10 protein-coding genes are annotated in these 13676 nt (G+C 72.7%); 6 read left to right on the forward strand and 4 right to left on the reverse strand.

Annotated elements, in window-relative coordinates; translation table 11 throughout:
• Nucleotides 1–7: 7 nt before the first annotated feature.
• Nucleotides 8–748: an NUDIX domain-containing protein gene (locus QJS33_RS23810; protein WP_306370289.1), complete on the reverse strand. Its 741-nt coding sequence runs from the start codon at nt 746–748 to the stop codon at nt 8–10.
• A 135-nt stretch (nt 749–883) separates the two neighbouring features.
• On the opposite strand from QJS33_RS23810, the gene nadA reads away from it, so the two are divergent.
• Both nadA and QJS33_RS23820 read left to right on the forward strand, forming a co-directional pair.
• The gene (gene nadA, locus QJS33_RS23815) at nt 884–1882 is read left to right on the forward strand and encodes a quinolinate synthase NadA (protein ID WP_306370290.1); all 999 of its coding nucleotides are present in this window, start codon (nt 884–886) and stop codon (nt 1880–1882) included.
• A 137-nt stretch (nt 1883–2019) separates the two neighbouring features.
• Nucleotides 2020–3408, forward strand: coding sequence for a sigma factor (locus QJS33_RS23820; RefSeq protein WP_306370291.1), 1389 nt, complete (start codon nt 2020–2022; stop codon nt 3406–3408).
• A 149-nt stretch (nt 3409–3557) separates the two neighbouring features.
• Here the strand turns inward: QJS33_RS23820 and QJS33_RS23825 are convergent, their stop codons facing one another.
• Entirely contained in the window at nt 3558–4172 is a 615-nt protein-coding gene (locus QJS33_RS23825; RefSeq protein WP_306370292.1) for a TetR family transcriptional regulator, read from the reverse strand.
• Nucleotides 4173–4557: 385 nt separating this feature from the next.
• Between QJS33_RS23825 and QJS33_RS23830 the strand changes: the two genes are divergently transcribed.
• From QJS33_RS23830 to QJS33_RS23845, 4 genes are all read left to right on the forward strand, one after another.
• Nucleotides 4558–5589 carry an MBL fold metallo-hydrolase gene (locus QJS33_RS23830; RefSeq protein ID WP_306370293.1) on the forward strand — a complete coding sequence of 344 codons (1032 nt, stop codon included), beginning with the start codon at nt 4558–4560 and terminating at the stop codon, nt 5587–5589.
• Between the two features lie 163 nt (nt 5590–5752).
• Nucleotides 5753–7087 (forward strand): glycosyltransferase family 4 protein, encoded by a 1335-nt coding sequence (locus tag QJS33_RS23835; protein WP_306370294.1) that lies wholly within the window; start codon nt 5753–5755, stop codon nt 7085–7087.
• Between the two features lie 33 nt (nt 7088–7120).
• Nucleotides 7121–7843, forward strand: coding sequence for a class I SAM-dependent methyltransferase (locus QJS33_RS23840; RefSeq protein WP_306370298.1), 723 nt, complete (start codon nt 7121–7123; stop codon nt 7841–7843).
• Entirely contained in the window at nt 7843–8901 is a 1059-nt protein-coding gene (locus QJS33_RS23845) for a prenyltransferase (RefSeq protein WP_306370295.1), read from the forward strand. The genes QJS33_RS23840 and QJS33_RS23845 overlap by 1 nt, the downstream gene beginning before the upstream one ends.
• A 70-nt stretch (nt 8902–8971) precedes the next feature.
• Here the strand turns inward: QJS33_RS23845 and QJS33_RS23850 are convergent, their stop codons facing one another.
• The gene (locus tag QJS33_RS23850; RefSeq protein WP_306370296.1) at nt 8972–12052 is read right to left on the reverse strand and encodes a transglycosylase domain-containing protein; all 3081 of its coding nucleotides are present in this window, start codon (nt 12050–12052) and stop codon (nt 8972–8974) included.
• A 281-nt stretch (nt 12053–12333) separates the two neighbouring features.
• Nucleotides 12334–12966: a class I SAM-dependent methyltransferase gene (locus QJS33_RS23855; protein WP_306370297.1), complete on the reverse strand. Its 633-nt coding sequence runs from the start codon at nt 12964–12966 to the stop codon at nt 12334–12336.
• Nucleotides 12967–13676 lie beyond the last annotated feature (710 nt).

Consider the following 13676-nt stretch of genomic DNA (forward strand, 5'->3'; position numbering starts at 1 on the left):
AGGAAGTCTACAAGCCCCCGGAGCCCTGCCCGGGGGGCCGCAGCACCGCGAAGGCGTCGGTGATCTGCAAGCTCAGCGACCGGAACCGGAACAGCGCGGCGGGCCGCCCGCCCGACCGGCCCGAGGGCACCGAGCGCCCGGTCTCCTCGATCTGCCCCCGGCGCAGCAGCACCCGGCGCAGGTTGGTGGCGGCCACGTCGTGCCCCAGCGCGGCCCGGTAGTAGCCCGACAGCTCCGACATGGTGAACTCCGGCGGGGCCAGGGCGAACCCGACGTTGGTGTAGCTGAGCTTGGCGCGCAGCCTCTGGCGCCCGGAGCGGACGATGGAGGCGTGGTCGAAGGCCATCGGCGGCAGGTCGCCGGACGGGTGCCAGCGGGTGTCGGCGGGCACCACGGGGTCGATGTCGGCCGGGACCAGGCCCAGGTAGGCGGTGGCCAGGGTGCGGCGCTGGGGGTTGCGGTCGGGGTCGCTGCGCGTCTCCAGCTGCTCCAGGTGTGACAGATCGCGCACGTCGACCTTCTGGGCGAGCTGGCGGCGGATGGAGGCGCCCAGGCTCTCGTCGGCCCGCAGCCTGCCGCCGGGCAGCGCCCACTCCCCCTCGCAGGGCGGCAGTGCGCGGCGCCACAGCAGGACGCACAGCTCCCCGGCGCGGATCTGGAGAACGACGGCGAGAGCCTCGTGCGCCGAAAGACCCGCGCCCTCGGCCACGGTGCCCACCGCCTGTCCGTTTGCTTCCGGGATATCCACCCTGTCCCTTCCGTTCCCCGACATGTTAAGCTGCAACAGGTTTGTGCCTGACAGACAAAAACCCTGTCTCCCAGCACCGACCAGCCACGGCGCGGCGCCCACGCCCGCCCACAGCCTCAAGGAAGTAGTACGGACATGGCACCGGTCACCGCCCCGGCGGACACCATGACCAGGCAGGAATGGGCCGCGGAGGTCCACCGCCTGGCGCAGGAGCGCGATGCGGTCATCCTCGCGCACAACTACCAGCGCCCGGAAATCCAGGACGTCGCCCACCACACCGGCGACTCCCTGGCCCTGTCCCGTCTGGCCGCCACCGTCGACGCGAGCACCATCGTCTTCTGCGGCGTCCACTTCATGGCCGAGACCGCCAAGATCCTGGCCCCGGAGAAGACGATCCTGCTGCCCGACCCCGAGGCCGGCTGTTCCCTGGCCGACACCATCACCGCCGAGCAGGTGCGCGAGTGGAAGGCCGAGCACCCCGGCGCGGTCGTCGTCGCCTACGTCAACACCACCGCGGCGGTCAAGGCCGAGACCGACATCTGCTGCACCTCCTCCAACGCCGCCGACGTCATCCGGTCGATCCCCGAGGACCGGGAGATCCTGTTCCTGCCGGACCAGTTCCTGGGCGCCCACGTCAAGCGCGTCACCGGCCGCGAGAACATCCACATCTGGATGGGCGAGTGCCACGTCCACGCCGGCATCGACGGCCACACCCTGCGCCGGCGCGTGGAGTCCGAGCCCGACGCCGAGGTCTACGTCCACCCCGAGTGCGGCTGCGCCACCTCCGCCCTGTACCTGGTCGGCAGCGGCGCCGTCCCCCAGGACCGCGTCAAGGTCCTGTCGACCGGCGGCATGCTCACCGCGGCCGAGAACACCACCGCCAAGAAGGTCCTCATCGCGACCGAGACCGGCATGCTGCACCAGCTGCGCAACGCCAACCCGACGACCGAGTTCGAAGCGGTCAACTCGCGCGCCGAGTGCCACTACATGAAGATGATCGACGCCGACAAGCTGCTGAACTCGCTGCGTTTCGGCACCACGGAGATCACCGTGGACACCGACACCGCGGACCGGGCCCGCCGCTCCGTCGAGCGCATGATCGCCATCGGCTCGCCCTCGCGCGGAGGCGAGTGAGCCGGTCCCCTCACCCCTTGCGAGACTCCGGCGACCCGGTGTGAGGTAACAGAAACCTCACCTTCACGCCACAGTCCCCGGATTCCCCCGCGCGTCCCGACTCCCCCCACTACCGTCTGCGGTGTGGGGGGAGAATCGTGACCAGAGGCAACGAAAGAGACGAACCGGCTCCGGAGACGGTCGAGGCGCTCTACGACGCCTTCGCGCCGGCCCTGTACCGGTACGCCTGGTCCCTGCTGGGCGAGGGCCCCGGGGCCGCCGACGCCGTGCACGACGGCCTGGTCGCCGCGCGCACGCTGACCGAACGGCCGGCCGACCCGGCCGAACGCGCCTCCTGGCTGTACGCCCTGGTGCGGGCGGCCGCCCGCCGCCGCGGCTTCGTCCACGTGTGCCCCTACGCCCGGCTGGCCACCGTGCCCGCCGAGGAGCCGGTCGCGCGCATGTTCTCCCGCCTCCCGGCCAGCCACCGCGAACTGGTCGAGCTCCACCTGCGCCACGCGCTGCCCGCCTCGGCGATCGCCCGGGTCCTGGGCCTGGACCACGACCTGTGCGCCGAACTGGCCCGCTCGGCGGTGCGCCGCGCCGCCGACGGCCTGGCCGAGGCCCGCGACCCCCGGCACGCCGCACGCGCCCGCGAGCGCGTGCCCGCGGACGAGGGCCCGCCCTCCCCGGTGGCCTGGCGCGCCCGGATGGAGGAGGTCTCCACCGCCCTGGCCCTGCTGCGCCCGCCGGGGCCGCCGCCGGGCCTGCGCGACCGGGTCGTGGGCACCTGCACCGACCCCGGCCTGGACGACGAGCGCCGCCGCATCGCCCGGGAGATGCACCCGCTCACCGCCGAGGGCTATCCGCTGCACCGCTCCCGCGCCGCCGAGGACGCCGTCGACGCCGCGGCCGAGCAGGACGAGGACGCCGACGCGGGAGCGCCGCGTCCCGCCCGGGTCCTGCCGGGCGACCGGCTGAGCACCGCCGACCACCCGGTCCGGGAGGAGCACCGCGCCCCGCTGCCCGGACCCGAGGGCGCCGTGGACGACGAGGAGGCCGCCCCCCGGCGCTCGCGCCGGGCGCTGCCGGTGATCGCCGGGTTGGCCACCGCCGCCCTGGCCATGGCGCTGTGGGGCTGGGCGGGGGCCGTGGAGGACCCCGCCACCGTCATCGGTACGGGCCCGGACGCCCCCCGCCCCAGCGGCTCGGTGCTCACCGGCGTGGAGACCGCCTCCAGCGCCGCCGACACCCGGCCCGAGGCCGCCCCCACCGCCCCGGTACCGGATACGCCCGCCTCACCGGAGGCCGGGCAGGACCCGTCGGCGGAGACCGGCCCCGAAGAGTCGGAGGACCCGTCCGCCGCCCCGGGCGACCCCGGCGACCCGTCCCAGGAGGAGCCGCCCGCGGGGGAGGCCCCGTCACAGTCGCCCTCGCCCGGCCCCGGAGACGACGACGCCTCCGGCGAGGAACCCGACGACGACGGGTCCGATCGCGGAGGCGGTCTGCTCGGCGGTCTGCTGGGGCTGCTCCTGGGCGGCGGCTGACGCCCGGGGTGCGGCGGCGGGGTCGCGAAGGCCCGCGGAGCGGACCTCTTCGAGGAGAGGCCCGTGACCGCACACCCGTGAGCGGGGAGCACCGTCGGCCGCAGGCCGACCCTGAGGGCGACCGAAACGGGGGTTCGGAACGGTACGGCCTAGAAGGCGGCGAGGAGGCGTTCGGCGGCGATGTGCAGTCGCCGTTCGACCTCGTCCACGTCGCGGCGGCCCTTGAGGACCTCCACCAGCTCGAAGATCCACACGCTGGTGAGCGACCCGGCCAGCACGTAGCCCACCCCCTCGCGGTCGATGTCGGGGTCGCCCTCCTCGGCGCCCTCGACCGCCAGCGATCCGGTGGCCACCCGCCAGACCAGGTCGGTGATGCGGACGTCCAGCTCGATCTTGACCTCGGCCATGATGAGCGAGCGCACCAGCGCGTCGGCCAGCTCCGGCTCGCGCATCAGCCCCCGGGTGGCGCGCAGCAGGACGTCCACGGCGCGGCCGGCGGGGGTGTCGGCGGTGGGCGGACGGCGGACGATGCCGCCTTCCAGCAGGTCGAGTTCCTCGGTGACCACGGCCACGACGAGGTCCATCTTGGAGGGGAAGTAGCGGTAGAGGGTGCCCAGGGCGACCCCCGCCCGTTCGGCGACCGAGCGCATCTGCATGGCCTCGACGCCGCCGCGCACGGCCAGGGCCGCCGCGGTCTGCACGATGCGCTTGCGTCGCTGGGTCTGGCTTCGCGACATGGTTCCGATCGGCGCCTGCACCGCCACAGGATCTCTCCCATTCGTCATCGGTCGCGCGCCGACTGCTCGCCGCGGCGCCGAGAGGGCTACCAGGTGTGGCCGAAGCCCATCCGGAGCACCGACCTTATGAGAACACGTTATCCAACCGCTTCCCGTTCGCGCAGCGGTTCCCTTCCATGATCCACGCCTCATTGACCGGCGTGGCAACGGCCTTGCAAAACCATCCCAGGGCTTTTAGGAACGCTGGTACAGGATTTATAGAATATGTTCTATTTCGCTCCCGTACCGGATCCGTTCACCTTCGGCGGTCACCCTGAGTGCCCCCCGGCACCGGACACCCGCCCGGCCGCGGCCGGCGCCCACCCCCCACTCTAGAATCGAATCCGATTCTGTTTCCAGTGAGAGGCCGCCCATGCCCGAGACACCCCCCGTCGAGGACCTCGGAGACGGCGTGTGGAGCCTGCCGGTGCCCATCCCCGGCAACCCCCTCGGCTTCACCTACGTCTACGCCCTGACCGGCTCCGACGGCCCCGTCCTCATCGACACCGGCTGGGACCACGACGACTCCTGGGAGGCCCTGGTCAAGGGCCTGGCACGGATCGGCCACACCGTCGAGGAGGTGCGCGGCGCCGTCCTCACCCACTTCCACCCCGACCACACCGGGCTCACCGGACGGCTGCGCGAGGCCTCCGGCGCCTGGCTGGCCATGCACCCCGCCGACATCACCGTCACCGAGCGCATGCTCGCCCGCGACGAGGACACCCGTCAGCACGATCTGGCCGACCAGATGCGCGCCGCCGGATTCCCCGCGGAGGACGTCACCGAACTCCTGGCCGGCCCCCGCTACTCCCCTCCCCCGGTCGTCCCCGACCTCCCCCTGGCCGACGGCGCCCGCGTGGACCTGCCCGGCCGCGACCTGCGCGCCGTGTGGACCCCCGGCCACACCCCCGGCCACCTGTGCCTGCACCTGGCCGACGGCGGCCGCCTGTTCACCGGCGACCACGTCCTGCCCCGCATCACCCCGCACGTCGGGCGGTTCCCGCTGACCACCGGCGAGGGCGACCCGCTCGGCGACTTCCTCGCCTCCCAGCGGGCCGTCGGGGGCCTGCCCGGGGCCGACCGGCTGGTGTGCCTTCCCTCACACGAACGCCGCTTCACCGGACTGGACACCCGTACCGCGGAGATCGTGGCGCACCACGAGGAGCGCCTCGCCGAGATCCTCCTACTGCTCCGCGCCGCCGGCCCCGCCACCCTGTGGGAGGCCTCCAGCGGCCTCACCTGGCGTCGGCCCTGGGCCGACATGAGCGTCCGCTCCCGCCACATGGCCGCCGCCGAGACCGCGGCGCACCTGCGCCTGACCGAGGAGCGCGGGCTGACCGCCCGCACCGGCACACCCGACCTGCCCCGCTGGGCCGCCGTCACCGGCCCCGACGCCCCCGCATAGGATCCCTACCAACCGGCCCGGGGGCCGACCCGAACACAACTGACGAGTAACATATGGGACGCCCGTACCCGCCACCGGCCCGACCCGCGCGCTCGACGCCCGGCGGCGACCACCCCGCCACCGCGGCGGCCGGGCCCCCGCGACCCAACGAAGAGGTGGACTCTTGACCCAGTCGGGCAAAAGCACGGGACCGCACCCCGACCGCCCCCTGCGCGTCGCCCTGCTCTCCTACCGGAGCAAGCAGCACGTCGGCGGCCAGGGCGTGTACGTCCGCCACCTCTCCCGCGAACTGGCCGCACTGGGACACGAGGTCACCGTCTTCTCCGGCCAGCCCTACCCCGTCCTGGACGAGGGCGTCACCCTGGAGAAGATCCCCTCCCTCGACCTCTACAACGACGCCGACCCGTTCGTGGCCCCTCCGCTGCGCGAGTGGCGCGACTGGATCGACGCCCTGGAGGTCGCCACCATGTGGACCGCCGGATTCCCCGAGCCGCTCACCTTCTCCCTGCGCGCCAACCGCGAACTCCGCCGACGCCTGGGCGAGTTCGACGTCGTCCACGACAACCAGACCCTGGGCTGGGGCCTGCTCGGCATCAAGTCCGCCGGGATCCCCCTGGTCACCACCATCCACCACCCCATCAGCGTCGACCGCCGCATCGAACTCGACGAGGCGCAGGGGTGGCAGAAGCTCTCCAAGCGCCGCTGGTACGGGTTCGTCAGGATGCAGGCCAAGGTGGCCCGCCGCCTCGACCCGATCCTGGTGCCCTCCCGGTCCTCCGCCGACGACATCGCCCGCGAGTTCGGCGTGGCCCCCGAGGCCATGGAGGTCACCCCCCTGGGCGTCGACACCCGCTACTTCCACCCGCGCCCCGAGATCCGGCGCGTCCCCGGCCGCATCGTGTGCACCGCCAGCGCCGACAGCCCCCTCAAGGGCGTCGCCACCCTGCTGCGCGCCGCCGCCAAGCTCGCCACCGAACGCGACGTCACCCTGACCATCGTCAGCAGACCCCGCCCCGGCGGCCCCACCGACGAACTGGTCGACGAACTCAGCCTGCGCGACCGGGTCGAGTTCGTCAGCGGCATCGACGACACCGCGCTGGCCGAACTCATCGCCACCGCGCAGATCGCCGTCGTCCCCTCCTTCTACGAAGGCTTCTCCCTCCCCGCCGTCGAGGCCATGGCCTGCGCCACCCCGCTCATCGCCAGCCGCGCCGGGGCGCTGCCCGAGGTCGTGGGCACCGACGGCGACGCAGGGCGCCTCATCGCCCCCGGCGACCCCGAGCTGCTGGCCGCCGAACTCGCCCGCCTCCTCGACGACGACACCGAACGCGAACGCATGGGCGCCGCCGCCTGGCGCCGTGTCCAGGAGCGCTTCACCTGGCGCGCGGTGGCCGAGCTGACCGCCCGTCGCTACGCGTCCACGATCGCGTCCGTCACGGGCCGACGCCCCGCCGACGGCGACAGCCGTCCCGCCCCCGCCCGGGCCAACGGCGCCTGAGCACCTTTTTCGCAGAACACGAGGGAGCCTCCACTGATCACCGTCGACTTCACCCTGTTCCCCGTCGGTCCGGGCGACCGCGTGCTCGACCTGGGCTGCGGCGGCGGCCGCCACGCCTTCGAGGTCTACCGCCGCGGCGCCGACGTCGTCGCCTTCGACCAGAACGTCGAGGACCTGGCCTCCGTGGAGACCATGTTCGCCGCCATGAAGGAGAAGGGCGAGGCCCCCGCCTCGGCCACCGCCGAGACCGTCAAGGGCGACGCCCTCGACATGCCCTTCGACGAGGGCGGCTTCGACCGCGTCATCGCCGCGGAGATCTTCGAGCACATCCCGCACGACACCGCCGCCATGCGGGAGCTGTACCGGGTCCTCAAGCCCGGCGGCATCGCCGCGGTGACCGTGCCCAGCTTCCTGCCCGAGCGCATCTGCTGGGCCCTCTCGGAGGAGTACCACACCAACGAGGGCGGCCACATCCGCATCTACACCCGCGCCGAGCTGGAGGCCAAACTCAAGGCCACCGGTTTCCAGATCGGCCCGCACCACCACGCGCACGCCCTGCACGCGCCCTACTGGTGGATCAAGTGCGCGGTGGGCACCGACAACAACGACCACCCGCTCGCCAAGGCCTACCACGAGCTGCTCGTCTGGGACATGTTCCAGGCCCCCAAGGTGACCCGGGTGGCCGAGCGCCTGCTCAACCCGGTCATCGGCAAGAGCGTGATCGTGTACGTGCGCAAGCCGCTCGACGCCGCCTGATGTCCGTCGTCACCGCACCGGACGACCTCACCCTGCGCCTGCCCGGCGTGCTGGACGCCGAACAGCTGCTGCGTTCCGCCGACTACCTGGCCCGCAGCCAGGAGGCCGCCGGAGCCCTGCCCTGGTTCCCCGGCGGCCACACCGACGTGTGGGACCACGTCGAGTGCGCCATGGCGCTGACCGTCACCGGCCTGTGGGAGCCCGCGCACGCCGCGGCCGCCCGCCGCGCCTACCGGTGGCTGGCCGACGCCCGCCATCCCGACGGCGGCTGGCCCGCCAAGTTCCGCCAGGGCGCGCCCGTGACCGAGCTGCGCGAGGCCAACCACGCCGCCTACCCGGCCGTCGGGCTGTTCCACCACCTGCTCGTCACCGGGGACACGGCCTTCGCCGAGGAGCTGTGGCCCGTCGTCGAGGACGGGCTGGAGTTCGTGCTGGCCCTGCGCGGCGAACACGGGGAGATCCTGTGGGCGCGCGGGGAGGACGGGTCCCCCGGCGACCACGCCCTGCTCACCGTGTGCGCCAGCGTGCACCACGCGCTGCGCTGCGGCGCCGCCCTGGGCGAGCGTCTGGGCCGCCCCCGCCCGGAGTGGACCAAGGCGGCCGACCGGCTGGCCGACCTCATCAACGACGACGAGGGACTGTTCGCCGACCGCGGCCGGTTCTCGATGGACTGGTTCTACCCGATCCTCGGCGGTGCCGTCCGCGGCGACGCCGCCCACGCCCGCCTGGCCGAGCGCTGGAACCGGTTCGTGGTCCCGGGCCTGGGCGTGCGCTGCGTCGACGACCAGCCCTGGGTGACCGCCGCCGAGACCTCCGAGCTGGTCATGACCCTGGCCGCCGTGGGCCGGACCGACGACGGCGTGCGCATCCTGCGCGAGGTGCAGCACCTGCGCGACGGCGACGACGGCATCTACTGGACCGGCTACCAGTTCGCCGAACAGGTGCGCTGGCCCGTGGAGCGCAGCACCTGGACCACCGCCGCCGTGATCCTCGCCGTGGACGCCCTCACCCGGACCACCCCGGGGTCGCAGGTGTTCCTGCACACCTGGGACGGGTGAGACCGGTCGAACACGGCGGAGGGGCCGCGGACGATGACGTCCGCGGCCCCTCCGCGTTCTCCGTGCCCGGTCAGTCCGAGGGGAAGACCCTGCCCTCCTCGCGGCCCGGCGGGACCTCGCCGCCGCTGCCGTCGTCCTCGTCGCCCGTACCGGGGAACTCCGGCACCTCCGGGTCCTGCGGCGTACCCGGGTCCTCCGGCACCTCCGGAACCTCGGGGACCTCCGGGATCTCCGGTGTGCCGGGGTCCTCCGGGGTCTCCCCCGGCAGCTCCTCCACCGGCTCCTCCGGCGCCTGGGTGGACGGGTCCGGAGCCCAGTACTGGGTGGACCCGGCGAACGCGGGCTCGGGGAACTCCTCGCGCTCGTACCCCTCCATCGCCCGCTGCATGTAGTCGCGCCAGATCGGCGCCGCCACACCGCCACCGGAGATGTCATAGCCGGGGATGCTGAACCGCTGGTTGTTCTCGTTGTAGACGCCCACGGCCGTGGACAGCTGCGGGGTGTACCCGACGAACCAGGCGGCGACGCTGTCCGTGGTGGTACCGGTCTTGCCCGCCACCGGATGCGTCCAGAAGTTCGCCGAGGTACCGGTGCCGCCCTGGACCACCTGCTCCAGCGCGTAGGTGACGTCCGCGGCGGTCGACTCCTTGACCGCCTGCCGGGACTCCACCTCGGGCCGCACCTCCTCGCCGTCGGCGTTGAGGATCGACTTGATCACGTGCGAGTCCACGTGACGGCCGCCGTTGGCGAAGGTCGCGTAGGCGCCCGCCTGGTCGATCGGCCGGACCGTGGAGACCCCCAGCGCCAGCGTGGGCACCAGCTGGTGGTCCTCGATGCTGCCCTCACGCAGGCCGATGTCGTACGCGGTGTCGCGCACGTTCTCGTAGCCGACCTCCATGTTCAGCTCGACGTAGCCGAGGTTGTTGGAGACCCGGGTGGCCTGGATGAGGTCCATCGGCCCGCCCGCGGAGTTGCCCGCGTTCTGGATCCGGGCACCCTGGATCTGCCGCGGGCCGCTGCCGTCCACGAAGCTGTTGAGGCTGTAACCCTCCTCCAGCGCGGTGGCCAGCACGTAGGGCTTGAACGCCGAACCGGCCTGGGCGCCGCCCAACAGGGCACTGTCGTACTGGTTCTCCAGGTAGTCGTGGCCGCCGTAGAACGCCAGCACCTCACCGGTGGCGTTGTCCACGGTCGCCATGCCGATGTTGACGCCCTCGGGGATGGCCTCCTGCGGGATGGCGGCCTCCACCACCTCGTAGGCGGCGTCCATCATGTCCCGGTCGAAGGTGGTGACGACCGTGAAGCCCTGCCGGTTGATCTGGTCCTCGGTGTAGCCCAGCTCCTCCAGCTCCCGCATCGCGGCCTCGTACATGTAGCCGCGGTAACCGCTCAGGTCGTTGCCGGCCCCGGGCTCGTACTCGACCGGCGCGGGGAACTCCATCCCGTCGGCCTCGGACTGGGTGATGGCACCCGTGGTCACCATGCCGTCGACGACGTAGCGCCAGCGCTGCTCCATCTCCGGTGTGGTGTTGACGTCCGCCTCGCCGAACGGCGTCGGCTGCTGGATGGCGGCGGCCAGGAAGGCGGCCTCCTCCGGGGTCAGCTCGTTGGCGTCCTTGTCGTAGTAGGCCTGGGCGGCGGCCTGGATCCCGTATGCCTGGCGACCGAAGTAGATGGTGTTGAGGTACTGCTCCATCACCCACTCTTTGGTCTCGCTCTGGTCGACCTTGATGGAGATGATGATCTCCTGGATCTTCCGAGCGACGGTCTGCTCGAAGGACACGCCCTCGTAGTAGTTGCGGACCATCTGCTGGGTGATGGTGGAACCGCCCTGGACCTGCTGACCGGTGACCGTGGACCAGACGGCACGGGTGGTGCCCCGCACGGAGACACCGGGCTCGGTCCAAAAGCCCCGGTCCTCGGCGGAGATGACGGCCTCGACGACCTGGTCCCCGTTCTGGGTCATCTCCTCGTAGGTGATGGGGTCGCGGTCGGTGCCGCGGTAGGCGAACTCGGTCTCCCCGTCGCCGAAGTAGAAGGTCGAACCCTGCTCCAGGGCGTCGGCCTTCGCGGCGTCGGGGACCTCGACGGTCGTGTAGAAGTACGCGAAGGCACCGCAGGCGATGATGACCATCAGCGCCGAGGCGACCAGGAAGGTGCGCAGGATCCGCCACCAGAGCGGCTTCTTGCGCTTGCCCTTCTTCTTGGCCTTGCCGGGGCCGGTCCCGGCGGGCCCGGCCGGGCCGGTGGGCCCGCCCGGGCCCTGCGGCGGACGCCCGCCGCCGGAACCCCCGACGTAGTTGGACAGCCGCTGCGGTCGCGGCCACATCGCCCCGGCCTCGGCCGCGGACTCCTCGGTGGCCGCCGGGCCCTGTACGGACTCGGCGGCGGCCTGTGGTACCTCGGATGCGGCGGGTGCGACAGGAGGCGCCGCGGGGGCCCAGGACGGACCGGCCGCGGGCGTGGGGTCGGGCGCGGACCCGACGGGCGGAACCGGGGGTGCCGCAGGAGTCCGGGACGGAGCCTCGGGGGCACCGCCCTCTGTGGTCTTCGCGGCCGTGTCGTCGGCGGCCACGGTGCCGTCGCCCGGGTCGGACGCCTTGGACTCCTTGGGCGCCTTGGACGCCTTGGGTGTGAACCAGGAGTCGGCGGCCGGCTCGGGGGCCGCCTGAGCCGCGGCGCCGTCCTCCCCACCGGAGGACCGCATCCCGGGCTCCCGAACGGTGTCCTCGTCCGAGGCGTCCCTCTCCACCTCCGCGGCCGCCGTTTCGGACTCGTCGGCCACCGAGGTTCCGGTCACCTCCGGCGCGGCCGCGGCGGCGGCCTTCCCCGATGCTTCTGCGTCCTCCCTCGCGGCGGAGTCGAAGCCCTGCTCCGCGAGGGCCTGCGCGACCCGCTCGCGGAAGAGGGTACCGCTGGTCTTGAAGGTGATGGGTCCGGAATCGGACGCCGAACCGGCGCCCTCGCCACCACCGGTGGACGGGGCACCGCCGGTCGTGTCCTCTCCGGCGTCGGGCAGCTCCTCCGTAGAGGTGTCGTTGGTCTCCGGCGCGACGTCCTCGTCCTGCTCGGGGCGCTGCCCATCCGCCCCGCTCGCGCCGTTCGTGCTCTCGCTCAGCTCCCCGCCCCCATGGCAAATCACGTCCGGCACGGTGCCGTCCTGGTATTTGACGCGCAACAGCCCCGGATCGGTTCAATCGAGATCGGGGCCGAAGTGGTCTTTCGGGGGATAACGCCACCATCGCTCCGCCCCTACCCGACACGATACCGGCCCGTAACCATGTCAAGACCGAATCCCTAACCGGGTGGTGACTTCTTACCGAAGGCTTACTCGATGCAGGTGTGTCCCGGGGCGGCCGTTGCCCCGTTCGGCCGGGGGCGGCCCGTCCGGGCCGGAGGCGGGAGGTTCCCGGGGGATACCCCCGGGCGGCCTCAGGCGATCCGTTCCAGGACCCGCATCGAACCGACCGCCGCGACCTCCTGGAACCTCCCGGAGTCCAGGGCCCGAAGGTAGATGTTGTACGGCGGGCGGCCGCCATCCGCGGGATCGGGGAAGACGTCATGGATGACCAACGCCCCGCCGAGTGCAACGTGCGGGCTCCAGCCGGCGTAGTCGGCCTGCGCGGCCTCCTCACTGTGGCCGCCGTCGATGAACAGCATCCCCAACGGGGTGCCCCACACCGAGGCCACCTCGGCGGAGCGGCCGACCACGACGATGACCTCGTCGTCCAGGCCGGCCCGGGTGAGGGTCCGGCGCAGGTGCGGGAGTGTGTCGAACTTTCCGCTCTCCTGGTCGACGAGCGCCGCGTCGTGGTACTCCCAACCCTCCTGGTGCTCCTCGGACCCGCGGTGGTGGTCCACCGTGACCACCTTCACGCCGGCGGTCCGGGCTGCCGCACCCAGGAAGATCGTGGACTTGCCGCAGTAGGTACCGATCTCGACGACGGGCCCGACGGGGGCGTAGCGGAGAGCGGTCTCGTACAGCGCGGTGCCCTCGTCCGTGGGCATGAAGCCTTTGGCCTCTTCGGCGGCGGCCAACAGGTCGGCGGGGATGGGAATCGTCATGGGTGAATTGTCCCACCACCCCGACAGCCCCGGCGCCCAGCCCCACCTGCGCACCCTGCCCTGCCACAGCCGGAGGGCGTTGCGCGGGCCTTGGGCGCGGGGGGTGGGGGCGTGGTGGTCGTGTTGCGCGGTCCGGGTCGGGCTGGGCCGGGTCGGTCCGCTTGTGTATCCGCCCGTGTCCTGTCAACGCTGTGGGGGGTGACCGGTGCGCTGTTCGGGGGCCCGGCCACGGTCGGCGGGAGGATCGTCTCCTTCGACTCCGAGGGGCCGGGGTGGGCATCGCCTCCGTCCCGGACACAGAGGGGTGCAGGCCGCGGTGCTCCTCCCGGCCCGGCGCCAGGGGGTTACCCCCACCGGAGTTCCCGGCCCCAGCCGGAATGCGTCGCGTCTCCTTCGCCCCCGGGGGTTGTTCACCCGACCGGAAAGCTCAGCCCCGGGCCGGAGGGCGTCGCGCCGCCCCCGCCCCGGGGGGTGTCCACCCGCCCGGGATCCCCGGCCCCAGCCGGGAGGAGAACCGGGACCCTGCACCCCGGGGGGTTGCCCACCCGCCCGGGAACCCCGGCCCCAGCCGGGAGGAGAACCGGGACCCTGCACCCCAGGGGGTTGCCCACCCGACCGGAATGCTCAGCCCGAGCCGTGTCACGCCAGTGGGGTGCCCGGCCCCAGGGGGTCTTCGCGACAGAGGTGAAGGTTTCCAAAAGGGCCACCGC

This window comes from Nocardiopsis sp. CC223A (genome assembly GCF_030766825.1).
Taxonomy (GTDB): domain Bacteria; phylum Actinomycetota; class Actinomycetes; order Streptosporangiales; family Streptosporangiaceae; genus Nocardiopsis.

Excerpts from the sequence above, each read along its gene's own strand:
- nadA (WP_306370290.1), top strand. The coding sequence starts at position 884 with ATGGCACCGGTCACCGCCCCGGCGGACACCATGACCAGGCAGGAATGG.
- QJS33_RS23830 (WP_306370293.1), top strand. The coding sequence starts at position 4,558 with ATGCCCGAGACACCCCCCGTCGAGGACCTCGGAGACGGCGTGTGGAGC.
- QJS33_RS23845 (WP_306370295.1), top strand. The coding sequence starts at position 7,843 with ATGTCCGTCGTCACCGCACCGGACGACCTCACCCTGCGCCTGCCCGGC.
- QJS33_RS23855 (WP_306370297.1), bottom strand. The coding sequence starts at position 12,966 with ATGACGATTCCCATCCCCGCCGACCTGTTGGCCGCCGCCGAAGAGGCC.